At 64.7% G+C, this 13,461-nt stretch carries 11 protein-coding genes; 3 read left to right on the top strand and 8 right to left on the bottom strand.

Features of this window, described 5'->3' with window-relative positions; all coding sequences use genetic code 11:
• Nucleotides 1–165 precede the first annotated feature (165 nt).
• The 5 genes from BA190_RS27915 to BA190_RS27895 all read right to left on the bottom strand — a co-directional run bounded on the left by BA190_RS27915 (nucleotide 166) and on the right by BA190_RS27895 (nucleotide 7,238).
• Entirely contained in the window at nucleotides 166–3,195 is a 3,030-nt protein-coding gene (locus BA190_RS27915; protein WP_068295750.1) for an ABC transporter transmembrane domain-containing protein, read from the bottom strand.
• 207 nt (nucleotides 3,196–3,402) lie between these two features.
• Entirely contained in the window at nucleotides 3,403–4,188 is a 786-nt protein-coding gene (locus tag BA190_RS27910) for a winged helix-turn-helix domain-containing protein (protein ID WP_068295748.1), read from the bottom strand.
• 469 nt (nucleotides 4,189–4,657) lie between these two features.
• On the bottom strand, nucleotides 4,658–5,740 hold the full coding sequence (locus BA190_RS27905; RefSeq protein WP_068295746.1) for a helix-turn-helix transcriptional regulator: 1,083 nt from the start codon (nucleotides 5,738–5,740) through the stop codon (nucleotides 4,658–4,660).
• Nucleotides 5,741–5,821: 81 nt separating this feature from the next.
• Nucleotides 5,822–6,289 carry a GNAT family N-acetyltransferase gene (locus tag BA190_RS27900; protein ID WP_068295744.1) on the bottom strand — a complete coding sequence of 156 codons (468 nt, stop codon included), beginning with the start codon at nucleotides 6,287–6,289 and terminating at the stop codon, nucleotides 5,822–5,824.
• A 28-nt stretch (nucleotides 6,290–6,317) separates the two neighbouring features.
• Nucleotides 6,318–7,238: a LysR family transcriptional regulator gene (locus BA190_RS27895; protein WP_068295755.1), complete on the bottom strand. Its 921-nt coding sequence runs from the start codon at nucleotides 7,236–7,238 to the stop codon at nucleotides 6,318–6,320.
• Nucleotides 7,239–7,406: 168 nt separating this feature from the next.
• Between BA190_RS27895 and BA190_RS27890 the strand changes: the two genes are divergently transcribed.
• Together BA190_RS27890 and BA190_RS27885 are read left to right on the top strand one after the other, a co-directional pair.
• Nucleotides 7,407–8,351, top strand: coding sequence for a ring-cleaving dioxygenase (locus tag BA190_RS27890; RefSeq protein WP_068295742.1), 945 nt, complete (start codon nucleotides 7,407–7,409; stop codon nucleotides 8,349–8,351).
• A 278-nt stretch (nucleotides 8,352–8,629) separates the two neighbouring features.
• On the top strand, nucleotides 8,630–9,001 hold the full coding sequence (locus BA190_RS27885) for a cupin domain-containing protein (protein ID WP_068295740.1): 372 nt from the start codon (nucleotides 8,630–8,632) through the stop codon (nucleotides 8,999–9,001).
• 23 nt (nucleotides 9,002–9,024) lie between these two features.
• Here the strand turns inward: BA190_RS27885 and BA190_RS27880 are convergent, their stop codons facing one another.
• From BA190_RS27880 to BA190_RS27870, 3 genes are all read right to left on the bottom strand, one after another.
• Entirely contained in the window at nucleotides 9,025–9,891 is an 867-nt protein-coding gene (locus BA190_RS27880; protein ID WP_156771736.1) for a hypothetical protein, read from the bottom strand.
• A 287-nt stretch (nucleotides 9,892–10,178) separates the two neighbouring features.
• Nucleotides 10,179–10,508 (bottom strand): GNAT family N-acetyltransferase, encoded by a 330-nt coding sequence (locus BA190_RS27875; protein ID WP_068295736.1) that lies wholly within the window; start codon nucleotides 10,506–10,508, stop codon nucleotides 10,179–10,181.
• Nucleotides 10,501–12,060 (bottom strand): VOC family protein, encoded by a 1,560-nt coding sequence (locus BA190_RS27870; RefSeq protein WP_068295734.1) that lies wholly within the window; start codon nucleotides 12,058–12,060, stop codon nucleotides 10,501–10,503. Before BA190_RS27870 ends, BA190_RS27875 begins: the two co-directional genes overlap by 8 nt.
• Nucleotides 12,061–12,280: 220 nt before the next feature.
• On the opposite strand from BA190_RS27870, the gene BA190_RS27865 reads away from it, so the two are divergent.
• Nucleotides 12,281–13,216 carry a pirin family protein gene (locus BA190_RS27865; protein WP_068295732.1) on the top strand — a complete coding sequence of 312 codons (936 nt, stop codon included), beginning with the start codon at nucleotides 12,281–12,283 and terminating at the stop codon, nucleotides 13,214–13,216.
• Nucleotides 13,217–13,461: the final 245 nt, after the last annotated feature.

The raw sequence follows: 13,461 nt of genomic DNA, 5'->3' as shown, positions 1-13,461 counted from the left end.
TTTGCCTTCCTGAGGATAATCGGTCTTCCGTCCCACGCCGCACCGCCAATCATAGCAGATGCGATAGGTGAGAAGTTACAAGGATAGAGGTGAGGGGCTGCGCGACCTCGGCGACAGGGAGTGATCCATTCCCCATTGGCTTTTCCGGAGAACGCCCGAGCACTCTTATGGCCGATCGGCGGCGACCTCGCCGGGTTGCTTGGGCTTGTAGGCGCCCTTGGTGATCACCTCTTCGCCGACCTCGACCAGATGGTGCCCGACGGTGCGCAGGAGATGCAGCGCGACGGTGATGTCGCTCTCCACGATGTCGAGGAATTCGCGCGTGCCGATGCGCAGGCCGGTCAGATCTGCCGTCGCGACCATCGACACCATGCGCGTCTGGCCGAGGATGACGGCAAGGTCGCCGATCAGCCGCCCGGGCAGGATGGTATCGATCAATTCCTCCTCGCCCAGCGAATTGAGCCAGCGCAGCTCGGCACTGCCGGAGGCGACGACATAGGCGCCATCGGGCACCTCGCCGGTGCGGAAGACATAGTCGCCGGCTTTCGTCGACATCCAGCGCGAGGCATAGGCGAGCAGCTCGATCTGGCTGCGCTTGAGGCCACGGAAGCTCTCGACGGCCGAGAGCACCTCGACCTTGGCCTGCAGGTCGCCCGAGATCGAGGCGTGATAGGCCGGCGCCGGCGGGCGGATCGCCCCGTTGATCGGGCGGCCGTCGCGGATGGTGACCACCAGGTCGAAATCCTCGCTCTGGGCGATTTGCGGCTCCAGCACGATGATGGTGCTCTCAGGCAGCAAGGCCCGCAGTCTGAGCCAAATGGCACGGCGATCCGCCTCCGAAGCGCTCGCCATGGCGTGATCGAGCAGCACGAGATCGGGCCGGCGGATCAGGGCCCGGCCGAGGCCGATGCGCTCGCGCACCGCCGGCGAGAGGTTGGTGCCGGCGATCGCGGTGCGCACCTCCCCCACCAGCAGGCGCAGGGCGCCGGCAAGGCCTTGCGCCTCCACCACGTCCATCAGCACGTGATGGATCTGCCGGCGGGTCGCCTCCGACGGCGCCACAGACAGGCCGAACACCAGGTTCTCCAGCACGGTCAGGTCGTAATTATAGGCGCCCGCCTCGATCGGCGAAAAAGTGTCGCCTGCCAGCTCCCTCAGGCGCGCACCATGACGGGCACGCGCCGATACGATGGCGGACGCAAGCCCGGCGGGAAAATCGGTGCCGAGATCACTCGGCGCGATGTTGAAGAGCAATGACAGCAGCGTGGCACGCTCGGCAGCGCTCATGCCGGCGACGTCGTGGGCCTGCTCCTTGGACGCGACCGACCGCAAGCGCTCGAACAGCTCCGGGCCGATGGTGGTGAAACGACGCAGCAGCGGATGCCGAGGCCCGACTTCGCCAAAGGCCCTGACGAGCGTCGAGGCAAGGTCGATCGAGAAGGCCAGCAATTGCTCGGCAATGTCGAGCCGGGCGATCTCGGCCAGGAGGCGTTCCCCCGGATGGCTCGATTCGGTATCGCCGTGATGGTGGACGGCATAGAGCAGGTTCTCGCCGATGGTCAGGCCGGGATTGACGGCGCCGGGGTCGAACCGATCGATCTGCCCGGCCAATCCATCGGCCTCCAGGCGACGCGCCACCCGCTCCCGGAGAGCGAGGACGCGGCCGGCGAGATCGTCGTGCTGGCCCGGAACCAGATAGCCGTCGAGAGCGCGATCGAGCAGCATTTCCGAGCGGCCGATCACCTCGATGACAGCAAGCCACCAGGCGTCGACCTCGCTTTCGTCCTTGAACCCGACGAATCCGCCATCATTCCAGGCACTATCGAGCCGATCGGGGCTGTTGGCGGTCTCCACGGCTTCGGCCAGAGCCTTGGCCTCCTCGCCTGACGGTTCGCCCGACGGCACGGGCTCCAGATAGAGGGGCATCCTGGTGTTCTGGGCGATGGTGCCGCGGAAGAGGTAGGGCGTGCTGGTGGCGACGCCGATACGCGCCGCCAGAACGGTCGGACTGACTCCGGCGAGGTCGAGGTCGGATATCGTCACCTGCCCGGTACTCGGCGCCGAGGCGCCCGAGAAGAGGTCGCACAAGGCCCGGCGCACCAGCATGTCCGCGCTCTGAATGGCGACGAGCGCCCCGCCGGGGATGGTCAGATCGACCTGATCGAGCAGCGGCACGCCACCAAGACCCGGCACGGTGACGTCGCGCAGATGAATGGTGCCGTTCAGGCGCGGTACATCGGCATCCGCCACCGCCGGGGCCGGAGCCTCCGGCACTTCGAACTGTTCCAGGAGGGCGTCATAGCGAGAGGATGCTTCCTGGGCCTGGTTCCAATAGGTCAGCAATTCGCGCCAGGGATCGGCGATGTCGCGGGAGGCGGCAAGCGCCGCGATCAGGGCACCGACGCTGAGCTGGCCATGGATGACCAGATAGCCGCCGATCAGGAAGAACAGGAAGGGGGTGAGCTGGGTGATCGAATTGTTGACGAATTTGATCAGGAATTTGCGCTCGAAAATGCGCAGTCGGATCGTATAGAGTTCGCCCAGCTGCCGGCTGAACTCGGCGAGGCGGTAGCGCAAGCCGCCATTCTGCCGGAGATCGGCGACACCGGCGACGCTTTCCCCGATGCGCTCCGACAGGGCCCGCACCCGGCTGACACGCTGATGATGCAGCCTGTTCACATAGCGCTGCATGCGCGGGATCAGATAGGCCTGCACCGGGATGAGGCCGATGCCGGCAACGCCGAGCCAGACATTCTGGAGAAAGAGAAAAGCGACGATGGTCAGGATCTGGCCAGCCTGGAACACCGGCTGGGCGAAGGCATCACCCATCACGCCGCTCAAGGGCTCCGCCTCGGCGGTGACCATCGAAACGACCTCGCCCTGCGAGACGGTGTCGAAGCGCTGCAGGGGAAAACGCAGCACCTGGGCGATCAGCTTGTAGCGCAGCCGCCGGATCAGCCTTTCGCCGATGACACCCCGATAGATGCCGAGCTGCATCTTGATGACGCCATTGGCCAAAGTGCAGACCAGGAAGGCCAGGCACAGCACCATGAGAAGCGTGGTCTGGTCGAGATGCAGGCCCAGGTGGTTGAGCGGCGTGACATGCCCCTGAAGAGCCCCGTTCAGGATATATTTCGGCAGTTCCAGCGACAGATAAAGGACTGGAAAGGACGCCACGGTGGCAGCCAGCAGCATGAGCTGATGTCGCCTACTATACCGCCAGACAAACGAAAACAGCCCGGATTTGTCCGGATCGCCATTGCTGGACAAAAGTCGCCTCCCGCCCGTTGCGAGATCCCCACATCTTCATGTGTGACTGCAACCCACAATAGCAAGCCGCTGGCGGCCGAAAAGCGCCTCCTTGTGCATACCGGCACACGATAAAGGCCCTTTTTTAGGCCTTCACCACATGTGCAGGGATGTCGTGCCCTGCGCCGTGCCATGCCAGGAGGCCGTCTCGATATTGAAGACGAGCGCACTGACGACTTGCCTGGCGACGTTCTGGTGGAAGGCCATGACGCTTTCGGCCTTGAGAAAGAAGGACTGCGTCAGCAGGCGGCGTCCCGACCGGGCATCGGACAGGGTCACGACGACATTGAGATGCGGCTCGCCGGCTACGACCTGGCCTTCGACCAGGTAGTCGACACCAGAGACGGTCTTGGGCGATGGCTTGCGCCTCGGCGGCGGCTGCACCACGATCACGCGCGAATTGGCGATCGCGCCCCTGATTTCCTGCATGATGGTCTCGAAGGCAGGCTTCATCCCGCCATCCACGCCACGCAGGCTGAACGGCAGCACGGCGACTTTGGGCTCCGCCGTGCCGGCATCGAGATCGGCATCGTCGGCAGCCTGCTCCAGCGCCTCTGGCACATCGGCAAGGCCTTCGGGCGGCATGTACATGTAGCCCCGCCCCGGCACGGTGTGGATGATGCGGTGCTGTTCGTCACCGACGCTCTGGCGTGCATCGCGAATGCAGCGCAGCAAAGCCCCTTCCGTGACCACGGCATGCGGCCAGACCGCTGCAAACAATTCGTCCTTGCGGACGACCCTCCCGGCATTGCGGGCAAGATAGCTCAGCAATTTGAACGTTCTGGAGCGCACCGGCACGCGTGCACCGGCCTTGCGCAATGTACCTCGGCTGAGATCCAGAACGGATTCGCCGAGCCTGTAAGTCAGCTCCTGATCCATGTCTCTACTCTCTCGGCAGTGGGGTCCGGGCGGGGTTTGTCCCCGCTCCATCTGTGGTGCCGCCGAAAAAGCGCAGGAGGATTTGCAGGAAGCCTCCGGCTGTCTCAGCCGCAGCTCCAGTTTCGCCATTCCTGCCAGAGAAACATCATCAAAACAGATGAGGCGCAGCCGGATTTCTTGCATCACGGTGCTCATCGAAAGCAAAGTGTCTATCAACATGACTGCACACGGGGGCGCTGCCCCTCACCCTTGCCCTCTCCCCGCAAGGAGCGGGGCGAGGGAGGCGCAAACGTCACGAATAATCCTCGGAGATTTCATCTCGCCCAACCGCTGGGCGAGATGAGACACTTTCGGCTTGAAGTACAAGGCTGGAGTCCCCCTCGCCCCGTCCTTACGGGGAGAGGGTTAGGGTGAGGGGCAACGCAACCGGAAAGATGGGGTGAGGAAGCACCTATCAACCCCGCCGGGATCACGCCATGCGAGGCAGCGGTGCCAGCCCGGCAAGCAGGGCGACCACCTCGGCCTGTCGGCTGCAGCCGGTCTTCTCAAGGACACCCCGCACCTGCGTGCGCACGGTGTTCGGCGTCACCCCGCTATGCTGGGCGATGTGCTCCACGCTGTCGCCCGTGGCGAGGCTGCGGGCGACCCGGGCCTCCGCCGGCGTGAGGTCGAAAAGGGACTGCACCAGTTCGACCGGCGGCGCCTGCGGCGCGGTCACCGGCGTCAGGATCAGGGCCGCCGCGCTGCTCACGAAAATGTCGCGCGCACTCAGGCGGATCGGAACGATATGGGCGACCATCGCCTCGGACTCCCCCCGCACCGGGAAGGAGCGCACGCTCGCGCCATGCGGCTGATCGATGGTGACGATGGCGTCACGCAGGAGCTTGTCGGCCGCCCGATCGACGAAGGAGACGCCGTCGAAGGCGCGCCAATGCACGAAAGCGCCGAGATCCTCGATCAGGCTGTTGGCAGCCAGCACCTTGCCCATCCGGTCGAGCACCAGCGCCGGCAGGCCGAGAGCAGCCAGGGTCTGGCTGGCGGCGCGTGCCCGCTCGAGCTGCAGGCGTGCGGTCATCAGGGCGCTGCGGGCCAGATGAGGGCGCAATATGTCGAAACGATCGACCAGGGCCCGTTCGGCCGGCCCCTGGGCAAGCCAGCGCGTGAACAGGAGCAGCAGCATTTCCCGTGTCGGCAATTCCACCGTGGTCACGATCATCGAGCCGATGCCCGAAGGGCGCCAGAAATCGCGATAGAGCGGCTCCTGTTCGAGCTCCATCTCGGTCATGATGTCCCGCTCGGTGATGAAGCCGGCCCGCGAGGACGCCAGCACACGCGAGAGGCCATGGCCGCGCTGGGCAAAACCACCAGCCAGCGCCGCCTTGGCCCTCTCCCGGGCGTCGGGAGAGGCCGTGAGCATGGTGGCGTCCTTGCCGAAGACATAGAGGCTGCCGCCTGCGCCCGCCGTCATGCGCGAAAGCGTGTCCAGCGTGTCCGGCCATTGCTCCGGCACGAAGGCACATTCGTAGATCCGATCGACCAGTTGCTGATCCATGACGGCTTCCTCTCGAAAGCAACGCTTGCATTATTCCAGATCACGCCGCCAATTCATCAAGAAAATATCGATTTCCTTCCCTCAATCCGCAAGTTTCAACTCAAAAAACACCTGATCACGTAAGAATATACCATCGATCATGATGCCGACGGGGTAGCCCGTCTCCGGCCGGAAGGCATCCGGCACGATCCGGGTCATGCGAAAGCCCCGGCGCTGGTAGAAGCGCAGATTGGCGATACCGGCCGTTGCCGTCGAAACGACCAGCGAGCGCGCGCGTCGTTCGCGGCTGAAGGCGATCGCCGCCTCGACCAGTTCGCGTCCGATCCCCGCACCGCGGTGCCCGGCCAGCACCGCCAGGCTCTTGAGCTCGAGCACGCCCGGCTCATCGGTCGCGATGATCTGGGCATGGCCGATGATGACGCCTTCCCGGCGGGCCACCAGCACGTCACCCAGCCCGGCATAGAGGGCGATCTGAACCGGTGAATCATCGGCCAGGGCGAACAGCCCCAGCAAGGCTTCGCGCGGGCCGTCATATCGTTCTATCGGCATGGGCTTATCCGCAGGCGGAGATCGGACATCATCGCACGGGTCCGCGCAGCCAGTCCGGGACCTCGCCGAAGCCCTCGACCAGATGATCGACGATGGCCCGCAGCTTGCGCGGCATCGGCTTGACCGGAGGCCAGACCGCGGCGATCGGCAGGGGCTGCGGCGGGTTGTCCGGCAGCAGGGCGACCAGGCGGCCATCGGCCAGGGCCTCATGGGCAATGAACATCGGCAGCAGGGCCAGCCCCAGGCCGGCAATGGCCATGTCGCGCATCACCTCGCCATTGTTGGCGGCGATGCGCCCGCGCATCGGCACGCCGACGACACCGCCGGCGCCGTCGGCCAATTGCCAGACCTGCGTGGCCTGCAGATTGCGATAGCCGATCGCGGGGTGATCGGGCAGGCTGGCGAGATCCTTCGGCGCACCCCGGCGCTCCAGATAGTCGGGGCTGGCGCAGACCACACGCGGGTCATCACAGAGTTTGCGGGCAATGAGGCCGGAATCCGACATCTGGCCGATGCGCACCGCAAGGTCGAAGCCGCCGCGCACCAGATCGACGAAGCGATCCTCATAGTCGATCACCAGCTCGAGCTCGGGGTGCCGCAGGGCGAAGGCTGCCAGCAAGGGACTGAGATGACGGATGCCGAAGCTCATCGGTGCGGAGATCGCGAGAGAACCGCGCAGCCCCGCCATGCCCCAGGCCACGCTTTCGACCGCGTTGGTCATCTCGGCGAGGGCCGGCCGCAACCGAACGGCCAGTTCGCCCGCCGTCTCGTTGGGCAGGATGCGCCCGGCATGGCGCTGGAACAACGGTGCGCCCAGGGCCAGTTCGAGATCCGCGATGCGCTTGCTGACCACCGATTTCGACAGGTTCGCCCGCGCCGCCGCGCCGGACACCGTGCCGCTCTCCATCACATCCAGGAAGGTCTTGATCTCGTCGATGGTCCATTTCATGGCGAGACTCTCGGTCGGCATACCCACTGCACTCTGCCTACCCCTTCGGCCCCGCCTTTCCAAGCTTTACCGTTCGAAATCTTCGAACGCAGCGTGTGCAAGGATCGCGCTACCCGGCCCGCCCGTTCGCGCCGATATTCCGGTCAACGCAACACGAAGGAGACTGCCATGCAGCTCACCGGCATTCATCACCTCACCGCGATCACCGCGAACGCCCCGGGCAACAAGCGGTTCTACACCGACACGCTCGGCCTGAGGCTGGTCAAGAAGACCGTCAACCAGGACGACACCAGCGCCTATCACCTGTTCTACGCCGATGGCGAAGCCACGCCCGGCAGCGACCTCACCTTCTTCGACTGGCCTGTAGCACCCGAACGCCGCGGCACCCATTCGATCAGCCGCACGGGCCTGCGCGTCTCCGGCGAAGACAGCCTGAACTATTGGGCGGCCCGCCTGAAGGATCTGGGCGTAACCGCCGGCGATGTCGGCCTGATCGACGGCCGCGCCAGCCTCGAATTCGAGGATCCGGAGGGCCAGCGCTTCCGGCTGGTGGACGATGGCGGCAATGGCGCGCTGCATCCCTGGAACCGCAGCCCCGTGCCATCGGAGCACCAGATCAGGGGCCTCGGCCCGATCACCATCTCGGTGCCGAAGAAGGAGCCCACCGATGCCGTGCTCACCCGCGTGCTCAACATGAAGGAGGAGCGCGACTACGCTTCGCCCGACGGCGAGGGCCGCGTGCATGTCTACCGCATGGGCGAAGGCGGTGCTGCCGCCGAGCTGCATGTCGCCGTGCAGCCGGGGCTCGGCACCGCCCGCCAGGGCGCCGGCGCCGTGCACCACGTCGCCTTCCGCACCCCTGACGTGGCGGGGATCCATGCCTGGACCGAACGCCTCGGCCAGTTCGGCATTCCGAGCTCGGGCGAGGTTGAGCGCTACTACTTCCGTTCGCTCTACTTCCGCGAACCCGGCGGCAATCTCTTCGAGATCGCCACCGACGGCCCCGGTTTCGCCGTCGACGAGCCGCTGGAAAGCCTGGGCGAGCGCCTGTCGCTGCCGCCCTTCCTCGAAGGCCGCCGCGCCGCCATCGAAGCCGGCCTGCAGCCCCTGTAATATCGTCGGGAAACGCAGAGCCTACCAACCCACAGCCAGCGCCGGGCATGTCCCGGCGCTGGTTTTTTGTTGGGGGCAAGCCAAAAGCGTTTTGCGATTTGGTGGAATCACCAGGAATCGCAAAGACGCGTCGGAACAAGGAGTTAGAGCAAATAAGCGTTCGCGCTTGAACGCACTTTGCTCTTGAAACCGCATCGCGGCGAAAGCGCACAATCGTTCAAGATCGCGGCCGCGGCAGGCTCCATAGATTGCGCCGTTCGAGAACGGAGCAAGGCACCATGGAAACCACGCCCAAGGCGATCAACTTCGCCGAGAAGATCTCAGCGATTAGCGACCTCTGGCAGCCCCGCGTGGTTGCCGAGATGAACGACTACCAGTTCAAGCTGGTGCGCATCGAGGGGGATTTCATCTGGCACGACCATCCCGAAACGGACGAGGCCTTCATCGTCCTCAGCGGCCGGCTGCGCATCGATTTTCGTCATGGCGCGGTCGTCATCGGCCCTGGCGAGATGGCCGTGGTGCCCAAGGGCCTGGAGCACAAGCCCTATGCGGAAAGCGAGGTTCATCTCATGCTGATCGAACCGCGCGGCACGCTCAACACCGGCCATGAAGGCGGCGAGCGCACGGCCCGGAACGACGTCTGGGCCTGAGATCGCCGGGCGAACGCTCTGCCTCAACTCTCGATCACGACATCAAGCAACTCGCCATCGAGCGAAAACTTGGCCGCGAACAATTCGTTGTCGTTGCGAGCCGGCAGGATCGAATAGTCGAGGGTCAGCGCGGCGCCGCCGCTTTTCTCGGGCGAAAGCGAAAAACACCCACGCTTGAGAACGAGCGCCGCGGCAAAGGCCTGCACTGAGACGGAGCCGGGATCCGTTGCATCGGGAAAGATCTGATCGAGAGCCCGGCGCAGGGTCGGAGTACCATATGTGAAACGCTCCTCCAGCCATTCCATGCGCATAGTCTCGGGAAAGCCCGACCGCACGCCGGCATCCAGCCTGTCCAATTTCTCGACCAGGGGCACGAACGGATCCAGATGCTCCGGTTCGAAGGCAGCCATGGTTTTCTTGGTCATGAAGAGATCGAACGGAACCTTGCGCCCCGCAACCATCGGCGTTGCCAAACGCGAAAAATCCGACAGCTTGCGGCGCCCGAAATAGGGATGGCGATATCCCGCCTCCCATCGAGACGGTGCGATTGAATCCGGCAGGTCGCGCATCGCCTGTTCGACCTGGTACTCGATTCCGGAAAAATTGCCGGCCGCATCGAAGAGAGCGGAGAAAACCGGCGGCCACCAGGGAATGCCGGCAAATTCCCACGCCGCTCGGTCCAGCGCGCGATATTGCAGGGCAAATGGCCGCTGATCATAGGGGTAAGGAGTAAGGGAAGATGGAAGTAGCTCATCGTCACCGCCCATCATGGCACAGACGAGCTCGAACGCTCCCGCGGAGGGTGGCCAAGAGCGAAAATGATCGCGAACGCGCCGGTCATTCTCTTCCAGATTGCGACAGAAGGCTTCGAAGGCCGGCAGGCGCGGCATGAGCGCCTCGTAGTGCTCGCGCATCGGATGGCACATATACCCCGCCCGATAGGCGATGTCGGAACGATTGTCAGGCGGATGGAAGACCAGATCCCATCCATCCGCCGTCACCTGCCCGAAATAGGCATGCGTAGCGAGTATTTCGGGAAACGGCATGACAACCTCGAGGTTCGATCCAAGCATAGCACTGCGATAGCAATTGAGAGGCCATCAGGCCAGATTCTGATCGCCTCTGCTCAACCAGCTCCATTTAACAAGATCTGCCTCCTGGATGAGAAGCCACAAGCTTACTTTGTGGCCGGCGGGTCCTCGCCCGGCGCCAACGTCATCACGTCGGCCCAGTCGGGGTGCTTGCGATATTGCGCCCGCACATAGGGGCAAAGCGGCAGGATGCGGAAGCCGTTCCGGCGCGCGTCCTCCACCATATAGGCCACCAGGGCGGCGGCAGCGCCGGTGCCGCGCATCGTCTCGGGAGCGCCGGTATGGTCGGCACTGATCAGGACGGGAGCATGCTTGGTGAAGACGATCTCGGCCTCCCCTTCCACGCCGTCGATACGGGCGACATAGCGCCCGCGTGGCTCGGCAAGTTCCTCGCGACGAATGTCGATCTCAGCCATTGCGGCCTCCTTCCGTGGTTTCGAACCATTGACGTGCCTCCGACAGGTCGGCGGGCGATAATTCGTGGCCTGCGTCGATATTGCGGGCGTTGACGTCTGCACCCTGCTCCCGCAGCCAGGCCTCGAGCCGCGGCGCCTCCTGCCCGAAGGGATCACGTGCACCGGTCAGCAACAAGGCCTGCGTTCCGGCCAGATCGGCCTGCGGCAAGGTCTCGAGCACCGGCATCGACCGCAGCAGAATGGCGCGGCGAATGACGCCGGGATGCAGCGCCATCACGGCGGCCATGAAATTGGCCCCGTTGGAATAGCCGAGGAAGGTCAGGCGGGCGGGATCGAGCCCATAGCCTGCGACGGCCCCTTCCACGAAAGCCGCAAAGGCCTTGGCTTCGAAGGCGATATCGGCCTGATCGAACTTCGTCATTCCTATGCGCCGAAACCAGCGGAGCACGCCTTCCTCATGGCTGCGCCCGCGCACGCCCAGCAAGGTCGCACGGGGCGCGATCCGACGGACCAGCGGCATCAGGTCGGCCTCGTTGCCGCCGGTGCCATGCAGCAGGACCAGGGTGCTGCCGTCGGGCTGGTCCGGCGTGAAGAAGCGATGCACGAAAGGCAGGTCCCGGTGCGGCAGGCGCGGCTCTCCCGGCAGGGCAAATTGCGGCAGCATGGCTTTCAGATCCTCGGCCCGCGCGGCATCGCCAGGCGGCACGAACAGGCGTTCGCCGAGACGGTCGGCCTCCTCGTCGATGGCAAAACCGGGACCATCCGTCGCCACTTCGATCAAGGTGCCGCCGGGTTCGCGCACATAGAGCGAGGTGAAGTAGTTGCGATCGTGGAAATTGGTCGGTGATGAATTGAGACGCGACAGCGCGGCCTCGTGCTTGCGCACATCTGCCACATCCGCAGCGCGAAAGGCGACATGATCGGCCGTGCCGGTACCCGGGATGCCCGGCACGTAGCCGGAGGCATCGCGGACATCGACGGCATCCGTATCCGATAGCAGGCGCTGGACATTGCCCTCGCGCGGGCCTGGCCGGTAGCCGAAGCGCGCGATGAAGGCCGCCGTCTCCTCCGGCTGGTCGGTCAGCAGGGTCACGGCGCGCAGGCGCCGCGGCGCGACCGCTTCGTTGCCCCAGGGCGCCGCAGCGGGCAGGTCGGCACCGACCAGCTTGACGATGACGCCGTCGGGATCCTTGAGCCTCAGCACGGATTCGCCGAATTCCTGCGAAGGTCCCGTCATCGGCACGCCATGGCTGAGGGCCCGCGTCATCCAGTCGCCGATACTGGCGGACGGCACGGCAAGGGCGATTTCCGAAACCTGGCCGTTGCCGACACGGCCCGGAGCGCCATCCTCCCAGACCAGGAAGGTCACGATGGAGCCGGGAGATCCGAGACGATCGCCATAGAGGAGATGGAGCTGCTGGGCGTCCTCGTAACCGCCCGTGCGCTTGATGAGGCGCAGGCCGAGGAAGCCGACATAGAAATCGACATTCGCCTGCACGTTGCGCGTCATCAAGGTGACGTGGTGGATGCCGCTCGCCGCAATTGCAGTCATGATCGCTTCTCGTCTCTCCGCCGGTCGGTAGTCCCAACCTCGCATGATCATTTCCATCAGTCCAAGCCGCTGATGCCGAATTCGGCGTTCTCGATTGCCGAACGGCAAAAGGGTTTTGGGCGGACGGCTCCGGACCTATGCTGAGTCATGGGCCGCCTGAGCAAAGTTCGAGATCTTGCGGCCGACAACGTCCGAAGCACCAAGTGGACTGGAGGATCGAATGAGCTGGAACCCTGCCCTGACACCCGGCTGCCCCGATGCTATCGGCATCGACGCGATCGAAACCCTGATCGTGCCGCGTTCGCGCGATCTCGGCGGCTTCGAGGTGCGCCGCGCCCTGCCCGCCCCCAAGCGCCAGATGGTGGGGCCCTTCATCTTCTTCGACCAGGCGGGACCGGCCGAGTTCCTGACTGGCCAGGGCGTCGATGTCCGCCCGCATCCCCATATCGGCCTGGGCACCGTCACCTATCTCTATCGCGGCGATTTCCACCATCGCGACAGCCTGGGCACCGACCAGGTCATCCACCCCGGCGCCCTGAACTGGATGGTGGCCGGGCGGGGGGTCACCCATTCGGAACGGACTTCGGCGCAAGCCCGTCGCGGCCCCAGCAGCCTGTTCGGCATCCAGACCTGGATCGCCCTGCCGGAAACCCATGAGGACATGGCGCCGATGTTCGAGCATCACGGCAAGGAGACCCTGCCGGTGATCGAAAGCGACGGCGTCAGCGTGAAGCTGATCCTCGGCAACGCCTATGGCGAGAAGGCGCCGGCGACAATGTTCTCGGAAACCTTCTACGGCGACGTCATCCTCTCTCCCGGCGCAAGACTCCCCATGCCGGACAATCATGAGGACCGCGGCCTCTACATCACGCAGGGCTCCGTCTCCATCGCCGGCCAGGATTTCGCGGCCGGGCAGATGATGGTCTTCCGCCCCGGCGACGCCATCACCGTGGCGGCCGGCGACCAGGGCGCCCGCCTGATGATCCTGGGCGGCGCCACGCTTGGCGGGCCGCGTTATATCTGGTGGAACTTCGTCGCCTCCTCGAAGGAGCGCATCGAGGAGGCCAAGGCGCAATGGCAGGCCCAGAACTGGGGCCAGGGCCTGTTCGATCTGCCACCGGACGATCGCGCCGAACACATCCCTCTGCCCGACTGAGGCCAGTGGCACCGCTCATTCGCCTCAGTGAGGAATCGCGACGAACCTTCTTCATAATATGGAGAAGGTTCATCATATTTTAGGGATGACTTTGCGCGAGATTCCTCATACAACTTGGCCTTGCGCGTGACCTTGCCCATTGACTCAGTTTGTGGAAATGCGCAACAAAATGAAGGGCGCCCCCAAGACGTGGCTCGGGCGCCTCCCCCGTCGCCACGCGGGCAATAAGAAACAAGCCATTTCCA

The organism is Labrys sp. WJW (genome assembly GCF_001676615.1).
In the GTDB taxonomy this organism is placed as follows: Bacteria; Pseudomonadota; Alphaproteobacteria; order Rhizobiales; family Labraceae; genus Labrys; species Labrys sedimenti.
This window is presented reverse-complemented; position numbering and strand designations above follow the sequence as displayed.

What these genes read in the sequence shown, in the direction of transcription:
- BA190_RS27915 (WP_068295750.1), bottom strand. Translation starts at nt 3,195, where the DNA reads ATGCTGCTGGCTGCCACCGTGGCGTCCTTTCCAGTCCTTTATCTGTCG.
- BA190_RS27910 (WP_068295748.1), bottom strand. Translation starts at nt 4,188, where the DNA reads ATGGATCAGGAGCTGACTTACAGGCTCGGCGAATCCGTTCTGGATCTC.
- BA190_RS27905 (WP_068295746.1), bottom strand. Translation starts at nt 5,740, where the DNA reads ATGGATCAGCAACTGGTCGATCGGATCTACGAATGTGCCTTCGTGCCG.
- BA190_RS27900 (WP_068295744.1), bottom strand. Translation starts at nt 6,289, where the DNA reads ATGCCGATAGAACGATATGACGGCCCGCGCGAAGCCTTGCTGGGGCTG.
- BA190_RS27895 (WP_068295755.1), bottom strand. Translation starts at nt 7,238, where the DNA reads ATGAAATGGACCATCGACGAGATCAAGACCTTCCTGGATGTGATGGAG.
- BA190_RS27890 (WP_068295742.1), top strand. Translation starts at nt 7,407, where the DNA reads ATGCAGCTCACCGGCATTCATCACCTCACCGCGATCACCGCGAACGCC.
- BA190_RS27885 (WP_068295740.1), top strand. Translation starts at nt 8,630, where the DNA reads ATGGAAACCACGCCCAAGGCGATCAACTTCGCCGAGAAGATCTCAGCG.
- BA190_RS27880 (WP_156771736.1), bottom strand. Translation starts at nt 9,891, where the DNA reads ATGCCGCGCCTGCCGGCCTTCGAAGCCTTCTGTCGCAATCTGGAAGAG.
- BA190_RS27875 (WP_068295736.1), bottom strand. Translation starts at nt 10,508, where the DNA reads ATGGCTGAGATCGACATTCGTCGCGAGGAACTTGCCGAGCCACGCGGG.
- BA190_RS27870 (WP_068295734.1), bottom strand. Translation starts at nt 12,060, where the DNA reads ATGACTGCAATTGCGGCGAGCGGCATCCACCACGTCACCTTGATGACG.
- BA190_RS27865 (WP_068295732.1), top strand. Translation starts at nt 12,281, where the DNA reads ATGAGCTGGAACCCTGCCCTGACACCCGGCTGCCCCGATGCTATCGGC.